Origin of the sequence: Pandoraea cepalis (assembly GCF_902459625.1) — a bacterium.
GTDB classification, from domain to species: domain Bacteria; phylum Pseudomonadota; class Gammaproteobacteria; order Burkholderiales; family Burkholderiaceae; genus Pandoraea; species Pandoraea cepalis.
In genome coordinates this window covers 151,505-168,079 of record NZ_CABPRY010000002.1, presented here as the reverse complement: position 1 = coordinate 168,079, position 16,575 = coordinate 151,505, and the positions used below count along the sequence as shown (strand labels likewise).

Sequence of the window (16,575 nt, the reverse complement as noted above, 5' to 3'; positions counted from 1 at the left end):
GCAGTGCAACATAAAAACCACAATTCCTCTTGGAAGATCCGGTTTGCCAGCGTATGACACGCGCTTTAACATATTTTTACGGGGCAATCTGGTAGCATCCGCTGCCGTCCCTGCGCGCACGCAACGTCGCTGCCGCGCTGCATGCCGACGCCGAATCCTGTTATCCGTCCGACCCCTCATCCTCAAGAGGTCTTGATGACGCGCGTAGCCCGTCCGTTCATCCCCGCCACTGCGCGACGCCTGCTTCCCAACCGCTGGGATTTCATTGCGTTCCCGATCATCATCGGTTTCCTGATGGTCAGCTCGTCGGGCATCCGTCAGACGTTGGCCCCGCTGGCCAACCTGCAAACCGAAGTCATCTCGCTCGATCCGGCCAACCTGCCCGAGTACGCGTTGCGCACCACGCTGCGCATGCTCGCGGCGATGGTCGCCTCGCTCGTCTTCACGCTCGTCTATGGCACGCTTGCGGCCAAGAGCCGACGGGCCGAGAAGCTGCTCGTGCCGATGCTCGACATCCTCCAGTCGGTGCCCGTGCTGGGTTACATCTCGTTTACGGTCACCTTCTTCCTCGCCCTGTTCCCGGGACGCGTGCTCGGCGCCGAATGCGCCGCCATCTTCGCGATCTTCACGAGCCAGGCGTGGAACATGACGTTTTCGTTCTACCAGTCGATGCGCACCCAGCCGCGCGATCTGTCGGAAGTGGCGGTGAATCTGCGGCTCTCGCCGTGGCAGCGCTTCTGGAAACTCGACGTGCCGTACTCGATGCCGGGCCTCATCTGGAACATGATGATGAGCATGTCGGGCGGCTGGTTCTTCGTGGTGGCGTCCGAGGCGATCACCGTGGGCGACAAGACGGTCACGCTGCCTGGCATCGGCGCTTATCTCGCCACGGCCATCGTGCAGCGCGATCTGCATGCCGTGGGCTGGGTGATTCTGGCGATGGTCGTCGTCATTGTGATCTACGACCAGTTCCTGTTCCGGCCAATGGTCGCCTGGTCCGACAAATTCCGTCTGGAAGACACCGTCTCGCAGGCCGCGCCCGAGTCGTGGGTGCTCAACCTGATTCAACGCACCCGCGCGATTCAGTTCCTGCTCCGCCCGTTCGGCAAGCTGCTGCGTACGCTCGCGCGTGCACGCATGCCGCTCTCGCTGCCCGCCGCGATGCATTCCGAATCGAAAACCCCACTCTCGCGCGTGATCGATTGGGTGTGGGCCGCGCTGCTGGTAGTGCTGGGCGTGGTCGCCGCCTGGAAGATCTACGTCTTCGTGACGGCCGAAGTCGGCGTCGCCGAAGTGCTGCGCGTGTTCGGCCTGGGTCTGGTCACGTTGGTTCGCGTGGTGGTGCTCATTGGCATCGCCTCGGTGGTGTGGGTGCCGCTGGGCGTGCTGATCGGGCTACGCCCCAAGCTTGCCGAACGCATCCAGCCGGTTGCCCAGTTCCTCGCGGCGTTCCCGGCCAACCTGTTGTTCCCGGTCTTCGTGGTGGCGATCGTCCATTTCCACGCCAATCCGGACATTTGGCTCTCGCCGCTCATCGTGTTGGGCACGCAGTGGTACATCCTGTTCAACGTCATCGCCGGTGCGACAGCGTTTCCCAACGACTTCAAGGAAGCCGCCACCAACTTCCGCATTCGCGGCTGGCAGTGGTGGCGTCAGATCATGCTGCCGGGCATCTTCCCCTACTACGTGACGGGCGCGATCACGGCGTCGGGCGGCGCGTGGAACGCGTCGATCGTCTCGGAATACGTGCAATGGGGTAACGACAAGGTTGCCGCGCACGGCCTGGGCGCTTACATCGCGCAAATGACGGAAGCGGGCGACTATCCGCGCATTTTGCTGGGCATCGCCGTGATGGCGCTGTTCGTTGTACTGTTCAACCGCTTGCTGTGGCGTCCGATGTACGCCATCGCTGAAAACAAGCTTCGCCTGAATTAAAGGGACCGTGATGCCGAACGATACCCAACCGATTGCCGGAAAAGAGATCTTCTCGCTCGCCAACGTCGGCCGCGGCTTCCGCAAGGGCAGCGACGAGCGGCAAGTGCTCGACGGTGTGAATCTGCAACTGCACGAAGGCGAAATCGTCGGCCTGCTCGGCCGCTCGGGCTCGGGCAAGTCGACGCTGCTGCGTATCATCGCCGGCCTGATTCAGCCGAGCGCGGGCGACATCCGCTATCTCGGCGAACCGCTCGAAGGGCCGCCCGAAGGGGTAGCGATGGTGTTCCAGACCTTCGCGCTGTTTCCGTGGCTGACCGTGCTGCAAAACGTGGAAGCCGGACTGGAAGCGCTTGGCGTCGAGCCGAAGGAGCGTCGCCGCCGTGCCCTCGCCGCCATCGACCTGATCGGTCTGGACGGTTTCGAGAACGCCTATCCGCGCGAACTCTCGGGCGGCATGCGCCAGCGGGTGGGCTTCGCGCGTGCGCTGGTGGTCAATCCCACGCTGCTGCTCATGGACGAGCCGTTTTCCGCGCTCGACGTGCTCACCGCTGAGACGCTGCGTACCGACTTGCTCGACCTGTGGAGCCAGCGGCAGTTGCCGATCAAGTCGATCCTGATCGTCACGCACAATATTGAAGAAGCCGTGTTCATGTGCGACCGGATTCTGGTGCTGTCGTCCAATCCCGGCCGCGTGGTCGCCGAGATCAAGGTACCGTTCCCACATCGACGCAACCGTCTCGACCCGGCCTTTCGCAAGATGGTCGACGATATCTATGCACTGATGACGTCGCGTCGCAACGCACACACCACGCAGAAGATGGCGCTGGAGTTGTCGAGTCCGCTGCACGAAGTGTCGACCAACCTGATGGCCGGTCTGCTCGAAGCGCTGGCCGGGCCGCCATACAACGGCCGCGCCGACTTGCCGGAAATCGCGCAAACGCTGCTGCTCGAGGTCGACGACCTCTTCCCCGTGGCCGAAATCCTCGACCAGTTGGGCTTCGCGGAACTCAAGGAAGGCGACATCCTGCTGACCGTCGCCGGCAAACGTTTCGTGGACGTGAGCACGCAGGAACGCAAGGTGCTGTTCGCCGAGCATCTGCTGCGTCACGTGCCGCTCGCCGCGAAGATTCGCGCCGTGCTGCAGGAACGCCGCGGGCAACGCGCCCCGCGCGTACGGTTCGAGCAGGAGCTGGAAGATTCGATGTCGGACGATCTCGCGCAGGAAACGCTCGATACCGCCATCAACTGGGGACGTTACGCCGAGATTTTCTCGTACAACGACCACACGGAGACGTTCAGTCTGGAAGACGTGGAAGGCGCGACCTGATTATCGTCCGCCGGCGTCCGGCCGGGAATCCAACGCCGCGCGACTCGACTGAGCGCGCGGCGTTGTCGTTTTTAGAAGGCGTAGCCCGCACCGACCATCCACGTCTGGTTGATCGTCTTCGAATCGGGTTCGTAGGCATTCGTGCCCGGTGCAACCTGCGTGACGCTCGAGCGCCCGTATTGGAAGCGAGACCACTCGTAGCTCGCGTTCACGTGGAAGTTGCGCGCGATCGCATAGTCGAGCCCGAAGCCAGCCACGACGACCGGCTTGTTGCCGAGGCTGAACGTGTTCTGCGAGCCCGCCAGCGTCATCGAGGCGCCAACCATCGCGCCCGCGCGAACGTCCGCCGTCGCCACGAGCTTAGGTGTGACTTCAAGCTGCCCCATGAGACCGCCTCCGATCACGTGATGGCGATAGCGCTCGTAAAAGCCGTTCGGGTCGCGACTGCTGTCGCGAATCCAGTCCCGGTAGCTGTAGCTCAGATAGGGAATCATCTGCGCATGCCAGGTACCGAGTTGGAATGGAATCGCCTTGCCGGCCTTGAGCGTGACGTCCGTCGCGGTCGAACGCGTGCTCATCTGATAGTTCGGCTGAACAACACGGCCCGCCAGATCTTGCAGATAACCGCCGTAATCGACGTTGCCGTGCGAGACACGCACCGAGCCAGCGAAATAGAGGTTGGACACGCCGAACAGCTCTCGCTGGGTTGATGCCCCCAGCGCGAACGCGGCGATCGTTCCGCGTTCGGAGTCGCTCTTGCCGGGCGCGATATTTTCCCAGTAATGCAATTGCTGGGCACCCGCGTCGACCCAGACCTGATTGTTGGCGCGCAGCATGGCTTGCTGCGCAGAGACGTTGGCCGCACACACGCTGGCGGCAACGAAGACGAACGCGGCGCGCTTGATGGCGCTTCCGCGATGGCCGCAAGCGATGGTGCGGCGGGTACTAGGCGTCATGGCACGTCCCTCCCAGGCGTGTTCTCTCAGACGACTCGAAAATGGCCATCGGCGTGGCCACCGTTTTTCGGCATTGTTTCAGCGCGTGAAGTGGCATGCAAGCGGAGAAATGTGGATTCTTCGGATCCTTGGCAAATTGAGATTCACGCGGTTCGAGCGATCGAAACGGGAAACGTCGGCGGCATGGCCGTGGCGATTGGCAGATGCGCAAACGGCGGGAAATTTTCCCCCGCCGAAGCGGTCATCGCTGCGGAGAATCAAACGATCCGACCGTGTCAAAAAGGCCACACGTATCGGTATAGATACTGATTCGCGGTCGTTTTTATGCGGTCGCATAATGAATACGGAACCTGCTGGTCATGCACCGGGGGGCGCAGCGACGCGCAGTCATGCAGGTTCTTTCCGCGGCGAAGACCGTGCATCAGACCCGAGAAGACGCAATATGAGCTATTACCATTCGAAAGAAGCCGTCCGCGGGCGGGCCATCAGCTTGACCCCCGCGTACCGCTGGCGCCGACGCGCCTTTGCTGTGACCTGTGCGGTCATCGCCGCACTGGCTTATTACGCGGTGCACCACCCGAAGTAAGGCTCACGGCAATCCCCGCGCGCAACGCAACAAGGCGCGTACGACTCGATATCGCACGCGCCTTGCTCGGCTTGTCTCGATTTCCCTGGCAGTGACCGGTCCGCCTTTCGGCGCCATCACCTCCTCCTCAGCGCCGCCGTCACCTCCCCGTTCCCGATCAAGCCGCGTTTCCCAAGACCGGCGCATGCCAGTCGAGCGGCACGTTGGCGAGCATGTCGTCGACCATCGCGTCCAGTCCGAAGGCCGGCTGCCAGTCCCAATCGTATCGGGCATGGGTATCGTCAAGCGTATGCGGCCAGGTCTCGGCAATCGCCTGGCGGAAGTCCGGGGCGTATTTCACCGTGAAGCCCGGCACACGACGTGCAATTGCCGCCGCCAGCGTGGCCGGGTCGAAGCTCACCCCCGCCACGTTGTACGAAGAACGCACGCGCAGGCGCGAGGCGTCGGCATTCATCAACGCTAGCGTGGCACGCACCGCATCGGGCATGTGGATCATCGGCAGCGTCGCATCGTCCTTCAAGAAACACGTGTACGTCTCGCCGCGGCGCGCCGCCTGGAAGATCTCGATGGCGTAATCGGTCGTGCCGCCGCCCGGGGGCGTCTTGTAGCTGATGACGCCGGGATAGCGCAGGCTGCGCACGTCTACGCCGAACTTCGAGAAGTAGTACTCGCACAGCCGCTCGCCCGCCTGCTTGCTGATGCCGTACATCGTGGTCGGGTCCATGATGGCGAGCTGGGGCGTTTCGACGGCCGGCGTATGCGGACCGAATGCGGCAATCGACGACGGCCAGAACACGCGCAGTCCCTGGCGTTCGCGCGCCAGTTCGAGCACATTGAGCAGGCCGTTCATGTTGAGCGTCCAGGCCTGGAGCGGCCGGGTCTCACCCGTTGCGGAGAGCAGCGCTGCCAAATGGAAGATCTGGGTAATGCCGAAGCGCTCGACAAGCGCGGCCAGTCGTGCGCCGTCGAGCACGTCGAGCGTCTCGTAATGCACCGCGTGACGTGACGGTCCCGGTGCGATGTCCGTGGCGATGACGTTCTCGTTGCCATACTGCGCGGCCAGCGCGTCGACGAGTTCGCTGCCGATTTGACCGTTGGCGCCGATGATGAGGATGCGTTCCATGTTCAACCTTGCTTGAGAATGCCGAGTTCGTTGCCGGCCTGGGCGAACGCCGCAAGCGCCCGGTTCAGTTGATCGCGCGTGTGGGCCGCCGAGAGTTGCACGCGCACGCGCGCCTGTCCGTGCGGCACCACCGGATAGAAGAAGCCTGTGGCGATCACGCCCAGCTCATAGAGCCGCTGCGCGAAACGCTGAGCGAGCGTAGCGTCGAAGAGCATGACCGGCACGATCGGGTGCGTGCCGGGCTTGATGGTGAAGCCCAGCGCCGCCACTTCGCGGCGGAAGAACGCGGTGTTCTCATGCAATTGCTCACGTCGCGCCGATGAGTGTTCGAGTTCGTCGAACACGGCGAGCGACGTGCCGACGATGGCCGGCGCGAGGCTATTCGAAAACAGGTACGGGCGCGAGCGCTGACGCAGCGTCTCGATGACCTCGCGTCGCCCGGCCGTGAAGCCCCCCATCGCACCGCCGAGCGCCTTGCCCAGCGTGCCGGTGATGATGTCGATCTTGCCGAGCACACCATGATGCTCGTGCGTGCCACGCCCCGTCGGCCCCATGAAGCCGGTCGCGTGACACTCGTCGATCATGATGAGCGCGCCGTATTGCTCGGCCAGTGCCACGATGCGATCGAGCTGGGCAATCGTGCCATCCATCGAGAACACACCGTCGGTCACGATGATGCGATGACGCGCCCCCATCGCCGACTGCAACTGGCGCTCCAGGTCGTCCATGTCGTTGTGGGCATAGCGCAGACGCTGCGCCTTGCAAAGACGCACGCCGTCGATGATCGAGGCGTGGTTGAGGGCGTCGGAGATGATCGCGTCCTGCTCGTCGAACAACGGTTCGAAGACGCCGCCATTGGCGTCGAACGCTGCGGCGTACAGGATGGCGTCTTCCGTGCCGAGGTACGCGGCGATGCGAGCCTCAAGGGCCTTGTGCGGACCTTGCGTGCCGCAGATGAAGCGCACCGACGACAAGCCGAATCCAAAGTCTTCCAGCGCTTGCTGTGCGGCCTTGACGAGCGTTTCACTGCCCGAAAGCCCGAGGTAGTTGTTGGCGCACAGGTTGATACGCGCCTGCCCGTCGTCGCACATGACCTCCGGCCCCTGCCGCGACATCAGCACGCGTTCCTGCTTGAAAAGGCCCTGACGGCGCGTGTCTTCGAGTCGTTCGGTCAGTTGACGGTAGAAGCCCTCGCGGGCTTCCGGGGTATGTGCGGTCATCGTGCGCCTCTCCTTGGTGCGGGCGACGGCGCCGTTATGCAGCGCCGTCGTGGGATTCCTGCGGCATCGGTGGATACCGACCGGTCGCGAAAGGCAGCCAGGCATCGAGCGCTTGCTCTGCTACCATGCAGCCATTCACCTTATCGGAAACTATACTTTATATTGAACTAGTTTCAATATATTGAAAAATTCTAATATCCCGGAATGCATATGGCAAGTACTCCCGCAGCATCGGCGATGTCACCGGTCGCCCCGCCGCCGGTCGGCGACATGATTCAGCAACTGCGCAAAGAGCGCGGCATGACGCTGGAGACGCTCTCACGCGCGTCCGGCGTCTCCAAGTCGATGCTGTCGCAGATCGAGCGCGACAAGGCCAATCCGACCATTGCCGTGGCGTGGCGGCTGGCCAATGCGTTAGGTGTGCGCCTCGACCAACTGCTGGGCGCCCCGGCGGGCGACCCCGAGCCGGTACGCGTGATCGGCAAGCATGAAATTCCGACACTGGCGGGCGCGGAGCACGCGTATCAGCTCAAGATCCTCGGACCGATGGAGCTGGCGGGCAAATATGAGTGGTATGAATTGACGCTGCAACCCGGCGCCGCACTCGTCTCCGAGCCGCACGATCCGGGCACGCGCGAACACTTCACGGTGTTCGACGGCCAGGTCGACATCGAGGTCGAACACTTCGCGCGACGCGCCAAGCCGGGCGAGACCGCCCGCTATCCCGCCGACCGCGCCCACGCGATCCGCAATGTCGGTAAATCCGTCGCACGGGGTCTGCTCGTGGTGATCCACGGATAAGCGCGGGCCACCACGGCAGCAGCAGCCTGAAGGCAGTCAGTCGGCAGCCAGCGCACCCGACATTCCGGCGTCGATGATCTGACGCGCCACCGTCGGTAAAATGCGTAGCGGCGGCGAACCGGGTCCGAAGGTTTGACTCGCTGCATAAGCGCCTTCGAGAATCAGCGAGAGCGCATCGACCAACGGCGACGGCTCCCGCAAACCCGCGGCCGTGACGAGTTCGGTGAAACGCCGCACCATTTCCGCCTTGTAATTCACCACCGACTGGCGCGCGGGATGCGCCGGGTCGGGGAATTCAGCGGCCACGTTCACGAACGGGCACCCGCGATAGCCGGGCCGACTCGCCCGCTCGGAGAGATCCACGAAGATTTGCAGCAATTGTGCGCGCGGCTCGCCGCGCCGTTTTGCAATACTTTCGTCGATACGCGCCAGACTCGCCGTCTGCATGTGATCGAGATACGCCAGAATCAGCTCGTCCTTCGACGCGAACTGGCGATAGAGGCACATTTTGTTGACACCGGCGCGTTTGACGACGGCGTCCACGCCCACGGCGCGCACCCCTTCCGTATGGAAAAGTTCCACGGCAGCGTTAAGCAGATACTGCTGCGCGACGGACGCTGGCGTCACATGCCGCTCGGTCTTGCCCGAGCGCGTCGCTGCTCGGCCCCGGCGCGCAGGGACCACCGTGCCTTCGCGCTTGGCATCCTTCGTGGCCTTCGCGACCGCGGTCGTTTCTCCCCCTGATTTCGCCGGATCCGGCGTCCCAGGCACATCGGGCATGACAGGCGTTGTCGATTTGGCCATGATCCGGCACTCCCCTGAAGCGGTGATTCGCGATGTCGGGCAGCACCCGGATGTCGCAAACGAATACTTGACATGTTACCGATCGGTTCATACCATGGCAACCTAATGTTACCGATCTGTCACAAGCTAACGATTGACCATGGACAGCACGGTTCGCGCAAACGTTCCCGGGACGGCTGACGAGACCGATCCCCCGCAAGGATTTCCGCCATGAAGGCAGCCATCGCAAGGCGCATCAACGGTCACTTCCACTATGGCTGGGTCGTGGTCGGGGTGATATTCCTGGTTCTGCTCGCATCGGCGGGCATTCGCGCGACGCCCAGCGTCATGATGGTGCCGCTCGAGCACGACTTCGGCTGGAGCCGCGCCACCATCTCGCTGGCCATTTCGGTGAATCTGGCGCTATATGGGTTGACCGGCCCGTTCGCCGCGGCTGCAATGCAACGTTTTGGCATTCGCCCGACAGTCATGGTGGCGTTGCTGCTGCTCGCCTCGGGCACGGCCCTTTCGTCGCTGATGACCGCCCCCTGGCAGATGGTGTTGATCTGGGGCGTGATGGTCGGCGGCGGCACGGGTGTGGCGGCCATCACGCTGGCCGCCACCGTGGCGAACCGCTGGTTCCACACGCATCGCGGTCTGGCGATGGGCATTCTGACGGCGAGTTCGGCCACCGGTCAGATGGTCTTTCTGCCGATGATGGCCGCGATCATCGAGCGTCACGGCTGGCGACCGGTGGTGCTGATCGTGGCGATCGTGGCGGCGCTGGTGCTGCCGCTCGTGGCCTTCCTCTTGCCGGAGCGTCCGGGGTCGGTCGGCCTGCGCCCGGTCGGCGCCCCTGAAGACGCGCCGGATATCCCGCTCGCGCAAGGCAATCCGCTGACCCACGCGTTGTCGGTACTGCGCGTGGCGGCCGGAAAGCGCGACTTCTGGCTATTGTTCTTCAGCTTCTTCATCTGCGGCGCGAGCACCAACGGCTACATCGGCACGCACTTCATCGCGATGTGCAGCGATTACGGGCTCTCCGAAGTCAAGGGAGCCGGCATTCTCGCGGCGATGGGCATGCTCGATCTCGTGGGCACCACGCTTTCGGGTTGGCTCTCCGATCGCTACAACAGTCGCGTGTTGCTGTTCTGGTATTACGGGTTGCGCGGGCTGTCGCTGATTTACCTGCCGTATGCGTTCGGCTTCGATTTCTTCGGCTTGCCGCTCTTTGCGCTGTTCTACGGCCTGGACTGGATCGCGACCGTGCCGCCGACCGTGCGCCTGACGACCGATGTTTTCGGCAAAACGGCGGCCCCGATCGTGTTCGGCTGGATCGTCGCGGGGCACCAGCTCGGTGCAGCGACGGCCGCCCTGGTCGCCGGTTCGCTGCGCGCCACGCTCGGCAACTACACAATGGCATCGATGCTCTCGGGCGGCGTGTGCATCATCGGCGCGTTCATGGTGCTGCGCATTAACAGGCGCGCACCGAGTCAGCCCGTCCCGGCCGGCGCGTAATCCATCGGGTCGCCATGATGCCTCGCACCGGGACACGCATGGCCAAGCGTCGAGGCGCGTTTTGGCATCGACAGGCGTCGCCTTTGGTGACGTCGGCGAGATTTCAGCAATTGCCATAACCTATTCAAGTTTTGTGCAGGACAGCATCCCCCATTTTCACAGGACCCTGAACAATGACGGACTCGCAACACCCACAACTCACCGCGCTCGACACCGACCTCTTCTCGCCGTACCGGCTGGGTCCGCTCGAACTGCGCAACCGTATCGTGATGGCACCGCTTACGCGCAGCCGCACCGGTGCCGGCGACGTGCCGGGCCCGATGAACGCCGAGTACTATGTGCAACGCGCGTCGGCAGGACTCATCATTAGCGAAGCGACCAACATCTCGCAGCAAGGCAAGGGCTATGCCTTCACGCCGGGCATCTACACCGAAGCGCAGATCGCCGGCTGGAAAGGGGTGACGGACGCGCTCCACGCCAAGGGCGGAAAGATCTTCTGCCAGCTCTGGCACGTCGGCCGTATCTCGCACACGTCGCTGCAGCCTGACGGTGCGCTGCCGGTCGCGCCTTCGGCGATTCAACCGGCGGGCAAGGCCTTCACGGAACACGGTTTCGAGCCGCACCCGACGCCGCGCGCGCTGGAGACCGCCGAGATCCCGGGCATCGTCGAGCAGTATCGTCACGCCGCCGAGTGCGCGAAGCGCGCCGGTTTCGACGGGGTGGAAATCCATGCGGCGAACGGCTATCTGCTCGATCAGTTCATGCGCGACAAGACGAACCATCGCACCGACCAGTACGGCGGCAGCATTGAGAATCGCGTGCGGCTCACACTGGAAGTCACGCAGGCGGTCGTCGATGTATGGGGCGCCGATCGCGTCGGCATTCGCCTCTCACCGGTCAGCCCGGCGAACGATTGCGGCGACAGCCATCCGGAACCGGTATTCACGTACGCGGTTGAACAGCTCAACCGTTTCGGCCTCGTGTATCTGCACATCGTCGAAGGCGCAACGGGCGGTCCGCGTGAGGTCGAAAACGGCTTCGATCTGCAGAAGCTTCGTCAACGCTTCACTGGCACCTTCATGGCCAACAACGGTTACGACCTCGCGTTGGCAATCGAGGCGCGCAAGGAGAACCGCGCTGATCTCATCGCGTTCGGCAAACCGTTCATCGCCAATCCGGATCTGGTGGAGCGCCTCCAGCGCGGCGGCCCGTTCAACGACCTGGATCGCGCCACGCTTTACGGCGGCGACGCGCACGGCTATCTCGACTATCCGACGCTTGACGAATCGGCGGCATAACGCTCCATAACGCTCCATAACGCCCCGCAACGCCCTCGCGTCGGATCGTTGCGCTGCGTCAGAAAGGGCTCCTGCGGGAGCCCTTTCTGTCTGCTGAGTGCCATATCAATCGCGGCATGCGTCGTGCAAGTGGTCCGAGACGACGCCCCGAATTCCTCCCATCGTCGCCCTCAACGCCCCGCAGTCAAGCGCACCGACGCGGCGCACCAGACGTCGTCGATCAATTGCCCTGACTTGATCAAGCGTCACCGATCCGGGCCGCCCGGCAAACCTCGTCGGGACGCGATATCGAGACGCATGCAATGATGACGTCATCGGCGCAACGATCACCGTGCACGTGTGCTTGTGCATATTCGCGGAAGAGATCACGGCACATGGCCGCGTCTTCCTGATCTCACACCCAATGGCGGGGTCCAGTAAAACGACCTACACTTCGCCTCGTTTCACCACGTCCACGCCTCCTCATCGAAGTCGTTGCCGAAACGCCACAACTGCAGCTCCTCGTCGCTGTCCATGTCGCCCAGTTCAATCGGTAGCAATTCGCGCTGTTCACTCCCCACACAACCCTGTTCGTTTCGTTCATCCATATTCCACTCCGATGTCATTCCCCCGTGATCCCTCTTGTGTGGATTGGATGGCATCGTCGCAGCCCGGACGGTCGAAGTAAACGACGTCGAAAGTATTCCGGAAGTTTCCTGAAGCAAAGCGCCGGCAATCCGAGATGTGTTTCGGACTCACCAGCATTCGAGGTCACTCCCCGTCATTGCGCGGTTACGCCGCCCGCTGCCCTTGCCAGCGCACGAGATCCGCGCCTGCCGGATTCTGGTACATGCGTAAGCCGAACTCGGGCAGGATCGCGAGCAGATGATCGAAGACATCGCCCTGCACGCGTTCGTACTCGGCCCACACCGTCGTGTTGGTGAAGCAATACAGTTCGACCGGGATGCCCGTGGACGACGGCTCGAGCGAGCGCACCATGCACGTCATGCCCTCGTGAATGTTCGGATGCGCCTTCAGATACGCCAATGCATACGCGCGGAAGGTGCCGATGTTCGTCAGCCGCCGGGTGTTGGCCGGTACCGCCGCCGCAATACCCAACGACCCCAGCGCCGCATTCGCCTCTGCCAACGAACGCTGCTTGTCCGTCAAATACGACCCGAGCAGATGCAGCCGCGACAGGCGTGCAATCTCCGCCTCGTCGAGAAACCCGACGCTCCCCGCATCGACGCACAGCGTGCGCTTGATGCGGCGTCCGCCCGACTGCTGCATGCCGCGCCAATTGCGAAAACTCTCCGCAATCAACCGCCAGGTCGGGATCGTGGTGATCGTCTTGTCCCAGTTCTGCACCTTCACGGTATGCAGGGCGATGTCGACCACATCGCCGTCGGCGCCCACTTGCGGCATTTCGATCCAGTCGCCCACGCGCAGCATGTCGTTCGACGTGAGTTGCACGCTGGCGACGAACGACATGATCGTGTCCTTGAACACCAGCAGCAGCACCGCCGACATCGCCCCCAGACCGGAGAGCAGCAGCCATGGAGAACGGTCGATGATCGTCGCCACGATCGCGATCGCCGCGACCACATACAGCGCGATCTTGCCTAACTGCACGTATCCCTTGATCGAGCGCGTGCGCGCATGCTCCGAGAGCGCGTAGACCGTTTGTGCGGCATCGAGAATGCCTGCGATGGCCAGCGTGGCGTAGAGCAGCGTCATCGCCAGTGCGACGTTGCCGACGATCATGAGCGCTTTCGCCGGCAGATCCGGCACCCACGCGATGCCGAACTGAATCACGAGGTACGGCAAGATCCGCGCCACGCGGTGAAAAACGCGATGGGCGAGCAAAGCGTCGTCCCAGCGATTCGCCGTGCGCTGCACGACGATGCGCACCACGCGAACGATCAGGCACTGCGCCACCGCCTGCGCCAGCAGCGCCACCGCGAACAGTATCGCCAACGCACCGGCCAACCGTGCCCACGGCGCGTTGTCGAGCCACGCCATCATTGCTTCCCACGTCATCCTGCAACTCCTTGCCTGCTGATTGTCCCGAGCGTTACGCCGCGCAGGTGAATACAAAAAAATGACGGCCAGACATCGGGCCGTCATTCGTTGACTTGCCGGGCGAATGTCAGTGACATTCACCCGTCGACGACAGCGCAAGCCATCGTCTCGAATCAGGCGCCAGGTTACACCGTCGCACCGAACGGAACACTCGCGATCACATGCGGCGCACCTGGCGGCGGCGGCACGGTGATCGTTCCGCCCCCGTTGCCACGCGACTTGCCTGAACTCAGATAGTCCGCGATGGAATCCTGCGTGACCTCGCCGAGGTACTGGTTGTCATCGCCCAGCACCGGCAACGACGCCAGGTTGTGCTCATACATGCGCGACAGGAGCACCCGGAGGTTGTCGCCCGCCACCGCCGACGCCTTGAATTCGCGCACCCGCTCACCGCACGCCCCGAGCGCATGACGCGTGTCACGACGCGCAACATAACCCAACGCGCGCGCGTTCTCGTCAACGACAACCAACGAGCGCGTGTCGAGTTCGTCCATCATGCCGTAGGCCTCGGCCAGCGTCGTCTGCGGCTTGACGGTCGGCTGCGGCGTGGCCGCGTCTTCTGCGCGCACCAGCAACAGGCGCTTGAGAATTCGGTCATGTCCCACGAAGCTCGCCACGAACTCGTCGACTGGACGTGCCAGCAACGCATCGGGTTGCGCGCACTGCACCAGCCGCCCCTGACGGAAGATCGCGATGCGGTCCGCCAGCTTGATCGCCTCGTCGATATCGTGGCTGACCATGATGACGGTCTTGCCCAGTTGACGCTGCATCTGCAGGAACTCGTTCTGGATCGATTCGCGGTTGATCGGATCGACCGCACCGAACGGTTCGTCCATCAGCAACACGGGCGGATCGGCGGCCAGCGCGCGAATCACGCCGATACGCTGCTGCTGGCCGCCCGACAACTCGCGCGGGTAACGCGACAAATAGCGCTTCGGATCGAGCGCCACCATCGCCATCAGTTCGGTCGCGCGGGCACGGCAACGTGTCTTGTCCCAGCCGAGCAAACGCGGCACGACGGTGATGTTCTCCTCGATGGTCATATTGGGGAACAGGCCGATCTGCTGAATCACATAGCCGATGTGACGACGAAGTTCGATTTCGTTGATGTTGCCGGTGTCTTCGCCGTTGAGCAGAACGCGCCCGGACGTCGGCTTGATGAGCCGGTTGATCATCTTGAGCGTGGTCGTCTTGCCGCAGCCCGACGGGCCGAGGAAGACGCAGATCTCGCCCGGCGGCACGTCAAGGCTGACCGAATTCACGGCGGTCATGGGCGTGCCGTCCTTCTGGACGAAGTGCTTGGTGAGATTGTCGAGTGTAATCATACGGTTCGGATTCCTTTGGGTGTCAGCACGCGCTGCAGGCGGTGCAACAGGGTGTCGGCGACGATGGCGAGCACACTCACCATGACCGCACCCGCGACAAGCTGCCGGGTATCGCTCTGACTGATTCCCTGGGTGATCAACACCCCGAGACCGCCGGCCCCGACGATGGCGCCAATGGCCATCACGCCAATATTCATGACGACGGCCGTGCGCACGCCGCCCAGCACCACCGGCACGGCCAACGGCAATTCAACCAGGCGCAGGCGCTGCCAGAAGGTCATGCCGATGCCGATGCCCGCTTCGCGAATGCTCGGGTCGATCTGCTGCAACGCGAGGCTCGTGTTGCGCATGATCGGCAGCAACGAATACAGGAACACGGCGGCAACGGCCGGCGCTGGCCCAATGCCCATGCCATAGACGGACAGCACCGGAATCATCAGGCCGAACAGTGCGATCGACGGAATGGTGAGCACGACGGTGGCCAGGCCGAGCACGGCGCCCGACAGCCAGCGAAAACGCGTGACCAGCACACCCAGAGGTACGCCAACCACAATGGCCGCCCCTACCGACGCGGCCACCAGCCACGCATGCTGACCGGTGAGGATCAGAATGCGGTGCCAGTTATAGGTGAGAAATTCAATCATGGGACTCCTCGGTCAGTCACTTTCAGGGCACGCAACGGGCGATCGCCGTCACTGCACCAGTCCTTCCTGCGTGAGGAAGTCACTCGCCACACGCGAAACGGCACGATGATCGATGTCGACCATCGCATTCATGTCGCGCATGTTCTCGTTGTTGATCTTCGCGGACAGCGCGTTGAGTTCGTCGGCGAGGTTGGGATGGGCGTCGAGCACCGCCTGACGCACGACAGGGGTGGCCGCGTACGCCGGGAAGAAGCCCTTGTCGTCGGCCAGCACCTTCAGGTCGAACCCCTTGTTGCGTCCGTCGCTCGTGTAGACGAGGCCGGCGTCGATCTGCGCGTTCTTGAGCGCCGTATAAACGAGGCCCGGATCCATCTGCTTGATGTTGCGTCGCGCGAGATGAAAGTCGTAGAGCTTCTCCATCGGCACAAGCCCGTCCGAGCGGCCGACAAACTCAAAATCGAAGGCGAACTGCATCTTCGCATTGGCTCGAAACCGGTCCACGAGTTGCGACACCGTCTCGATGCCCGCTTCGCGCGCGATATTGCCCGGCACGGCAAACGCATACGTATTGTTGAGCGCCGAAGGGTTGAGCCAGGCGAGGCCGATCCTGCCGTCGAGTTCCTTCACGCGCGCATAGGTCTGCTGCGGATCGAGCTTCTCGGTGACCTTGTTGTAGACGATCAGTGAGGTACCGGTGTACTCCCAGACGATGTCGAGCTGATCGCTCTCCATGCCCTGACGCATGACGACACTGCCCAGACCATTCTTGAGTTCGACGTCGTACCCCAGGCTGCGCAGATACTGGGTCGTCATTTCCGAGAGGATCAACTGCTCGGTGAAGTTCTTGCCGCCGACAGTGAGGGTCTCGGCATGCGCGGTGCCGCACACGGCGCTCGCGACGATCACGCCAAGCGCCAGACAGGCCGCGCCGAGTCGTCGTATCCAGCGCGGCGTCATGCCCTTGCGTGGACGAAATAATGAAACTTGCATAAGTATGG

At 63.1% G+C, this 16,575-nt stretch carries 16 protein-coding genes; 6 read left to right on the top strand and 10 right to left on the bottom strand.

Translation table 11 applies throughout. The features are described 5' to 3' along the window. Positions 1 to 195: 195 nt before the first annotated feature. Entirely contained in the window at positions 196 to 1,935 is a 1,740-nt protein-coding gene (locus tag PCE31107_RS05635; RefSeq protein WP_150607087.1) for an ABC transporter permease, read from the top strand. Between the two features lie 10 nt (positions 1,936 to 1,945). Further along, positions 1,946 to 3,262, top strand: coding sequence for an ABC transporter ATP-binding protein (locus PCE31107_RS05630; RefSeq protein ID WP_130027048.1), 1,317 nt, complete (start codon positions 1,946 to 1,948; stop codon positions 3,260 to 3,262). Between the two features lie 71 nt (positions 3,263 to 3,333). Here the strand turns inward: PCE31107_RS05630 and PCE31107_RS05625 are convergent, their stop codons facing one another. After that, on the bottom strand, positions 3,334 to 4,218 hold the full coding sequence (locus PCE31107_RS05625) for an outer membrane protein (RefSeq protein WP_150607085.1): 885 nt from the start codon (positions 4,216 to 4,218) through the stop codon (positions 3,334 to 3,336). A 442-nt stretch (positions 4,219 to 4,660) separates the two neighbouring features. Here PCE31107_RS05625 and PCE31107_RS23295 point away from each other — a divergent pair, with 442 nt between their 5' ends. After that, positions 4,661 to 4,804 carry a hypothetical protein gene (locus tag PCE31107_RS23295; protein ID WP_017232894.1) on the top strand — a complete coding sequence of 48 codons (144 nt, stop codon included), beginning with the start codon at positions 4,661 to 4,663 and terminating at the stop codon, positions 4,802 to 4,804. Positions 4,805 to 4,961: 157 nt separating this feature from the next. On the opposite strand, the gene PCE31107_RS05620 is transcribed toward PCE31107_RS23295, so the two are convergent. Together PCE31107_RS05620 and kbl are read right to left on the bottom strand one after the other, a co-directional pair. Beyond that, positions 4,962 to 5,927 (bottom strand): NAD-dependent epimerase/dehydratase family protein, encoded by a 966-nt coding sequence (locus PCE31107_RS05620; RefSeq protein WP_174966560.1) that lies wholly within the window; start codon positions 5,925 to 5,927, stop codon positions 4,962 to 4,964. A gap of 2 nt (positions 5,928 to 5,929) precedes the next feature. Beyond that, entirely contained in the window at positions 5,930 to 7,147 is a 1,218-nt protein-coding gene (kbl, locus tag PCE31107_RS05615; RefSeq protein ID WP_130027050.1) for a glycine C-acetyltransferase, read from the bottom strand. Positions 7,148 to 7,351: 204 nt separating this feature from the next. Between kbl and PCE31107_RS05610 the strand changes: the two genes are divergently transcribed. Then, the gene (locus tag PCE31107_RS05610) at positions 7,352 to 7,948 is read left to right on the top strand and encodes a helix-turn-helix domain-containing protein (protein WP_369751557.1); all 597 of its coding nucleotides are present in this window, start codon (positions 7,352 to 7,354) and stop codon (positions 7,946 to 7,948) included. A gap of 36 nt (positions 7,949 to 7,984) precedes the next feature. Here PCE31107_RS05610 and PCE31107_RS05605 read toward each other — a convergent pair whose 3' ends face one another. Continuing rightward, the gene (locus PCE31107_RS05605; protein WP_150607081.1) at positions 7,985 to 8,752 is read right to left on the bottom strand and encodes a TetR/AcrR family transcriptional regulator; all 768 of its coding nucleotides are present in this window, start codon (positions 8,750 to 8,752) and stop codon (positions 7,985 to 7,987) included. A 210-nt stretch (positions 8,753 to 8,962) separates the two neighbouring features. On the opposite strand from PCE31107_RS05605, the gene PCE31107_RS05600 reads away from it, so the two are divergent. Both PCE31107_RS05600 and PCE31107_RS05595 read left to right on the top strand, forming a co-directional pair. Continuing rightward, a complete protein-coding gene (locus tag PCE31107_RS05600) occupies positions 8,963 to 10,249 on the top strand; it encodes an MFS transporter (RefSeq protein ID WP_150607079.1) in 1,287 nt (428 codons plus the stop codon). 173 nt (positions 10,250 to 10,422) lie between these two features. Continuing rightward, positions 10,423 to 11,547, top strand: coding sequence for an alkene reductase (locus PCE31107_RS05595; RefSeq protein WP_150607077.1), 1,125 nt, complete (start codon positions 10,423 to 10,425; stop codon positions 11,545 to 11,547). A 105-nt stretch (positions 11,548 to 11,652) separates the two neighbouring features. Here PCE31107_RS05595 and PCE31107_RS05590 read toward each other — a convergent pair whose 3' ends face one another. The 6 genes from PCE31107_RS05590 to PCE31107_RS05570 all read right to left on the bottom strand — a co-directional run bounded on the left by PCE31107_RS05590 (position 11,653) and on the right by PCE31107_RS05570 (position 16,567). Continuing rightward, positions 11,653 to 11,964 (bottom strand): type II toxin-antitoxin system PemK/MazF family toxin, encoded by a 312-nt coding sequence (locus tag PCE31107_RS05590; RefSeq protein WP_343032338.1) that lies wholly within the window; start codon positions 11,962 to 11,964, stop codon positions 11,653 to 11,655. 26 nt (positions 11,965 to 11,990) lie between these two features. Continuing rightward, positions 11,991 to 12,134, bottom strand: coding sequence for a hypothetical protein (locus PCE31107_RS23290; protein ID WP_174966559.1), 144 nt, complete (start codon positions 12,132 to 12,134; stop codon positions 11,991 to 11,993). Between the two features lie 184 nt (positions 12,135 to 12,318). After that, positions 12,319 to 13,566 (bottom strand): mechanosensitive ion channel family protein, encoded by a 1,248-nt coding sequence (locus PCE31107_RS05585; protein ID WP_130027054.1) that lies wholly within the window; start codon positions 13,564 to 13,566, stop codon positions 12,319 to 12,321. A 167-nt stretch (positions 13,567 to 13,733) separates the two neighbouring features. Then, positions 13,734 to 14,933 carry an osmoprotectant ABC transporter ATP-binding protein OsmV gene (locus PCE31107_RS05580; protein WP_130027055.1) on the bottom strand — a complete coding sequence of 400 codons (1,200 nt, stop codon included), beginning with the start codon at positions 14,931 to 14,933 and terminating at the stop codon, positions 13,734 to 13,736. Beyond that, positions 14,930 to 15,577, bottom strand: coding sequence for an ABC transporter permease (locus PCE31107_RS05575; protein ID WP_150607075.1), 648 nt, complete (start codon positions 15,575 to 15,577; stop codon positions 14,930 to 14,932). Before PCE31107_RS05575 ends, PCE31107_RS05580 begins: the two co-directional genes overlap by 4 nt. Positions 15,578 to 15,625: 48 nt before the next feature. Beyond that, the gene (locus tag PCE31107_RS05570; RefSeq protein WP_246181731.1) at positions 15,626 to 16,567 is read right to left on the bottom strand and encodes a glycine betaine ABC transporter substrate-binding protein; all 942 of its coding nucleotides are present in this window, start codon (positions 16,565 to 16,567) and stop codon (positions 15,626 to 15,628) included. Between the last annotated feature and the right edge of the window lie 8 nt (positions 16,568 to 16,575).

What these genes read in the sequence shown, in the direction of transcription:
- PCE31107_RS05635 (WP_150607087.1), top strand. Translation starts at nt 196, where the DNA reads ATGACGCGCGTAGCCCGTCCGTTCATCCCCGCCACTGCGCGACGCCTG.
- PCE31107_RS05630 (WP_130027048.1), top strand. Translation starts at nt 1,946, where the DNA reads ATGCCGAACGATACCCAACCGATTGCCGGAAAAGAGATCTTCTCGCTC.
- PCE31107_RS05625 (WP_150607085.1), bottom strand. Translation starts at nt 4,218, where the DNA reads ATGACGCCTAGTACCCGCCGCACCATCGCTTGCGGCCATCGCGGAAGC.
- PCE31107_RS23295 (WP_017232894.1), top strand. Translation starts at nt 4,661, where the DNA reads ATGAGCTATTACCATTCGAAAGAAGCCGTCCGCGGGCGGGCCATCAGC.
- PCE31107_RS05620 (WP_174966560.1), bottom strand. Translation starts at nt 5,927, where the DNA reads ATGGAACGCATCCTCATCATCGGCGCCAACGGTCAAATCGGCAGCGAA.
- kbl (WP_130027050.1), bottom strand. Translation starts at nt 7,147, where the DNA reads ATGACCGCACATACCCCGGAAGCCCGCGAGGGCTTCTACCGTCAACTG.
- PCE31107_RS05610 (WP_369751557.1), top strand. Translation starts at nt 7,352, where the DNA reads ATGCATATGGCAAGTACTCCCGCAGCATCGGCGATGTCACCGGTCGCC.
- PCE31107_RS05605 (WP_150607081.1), bottom strand. Translation starts at nt 8,752, where the DNA reads ATGGCCAAATCGACAACGCCTGTCATGCCCGATGTGCCTGGGACGCCG.
- PCE31107_RS05600 (WP_150607079.1), top strand. Translation starts at nt 8,963, where the DNA reads ATGAAGGCAGCCATCGCAAGGCGCATCAACGGTCACTTCCACTATGGC.
- PCE31107_RS05595 (WP_150607077.1), top strand. Translation starts at nt 10,423, where the DNA reads ATGACGGACTCGCAACACCCACAACTCACCGCGCTCGACACCGACCTC.
- PCE31107_RS23290 (WP_174966559.1), bottom strand. Translation starts at nt 12,134, where the DNA reads ATGGATGAACGAAACGAACAGGGTTGTGTGGGGAGTGAACAGCGCGAA.
- PCE31107_RS05585 (WP_130027054.1), bottom strand. Translation starts at nt 13,566, where the DNA reads ATGACGTGGGAAGCAATGATGGCGTGGCTCGACAACGCGCCGTGGGCA.
- PCE31107_RS05580 (WP_130027055.1), bottom strand. Translation starts at nt 14,933, where the DNA reads ATGATTACACTCGACAATCTCACCAAGCACTTCGTCCAGAAGGACGGC.
- PCE31107_RS05575 (WP_150607075.1), bottom strand. Translation starts at nt 15,577, where the DNA reads ATGATTGAATTTCTCACCTATAACTGGCACCGCATTCTGATCCTCACC.
- PCE31107_RS05570 (WP_246181731.1), bottom strand. Translation starts at nt 16,567, where the DNA reads ATGCAAGTTTCATTATTTCGTCCACGCAAGGGCATGACGCCGCGCTGG.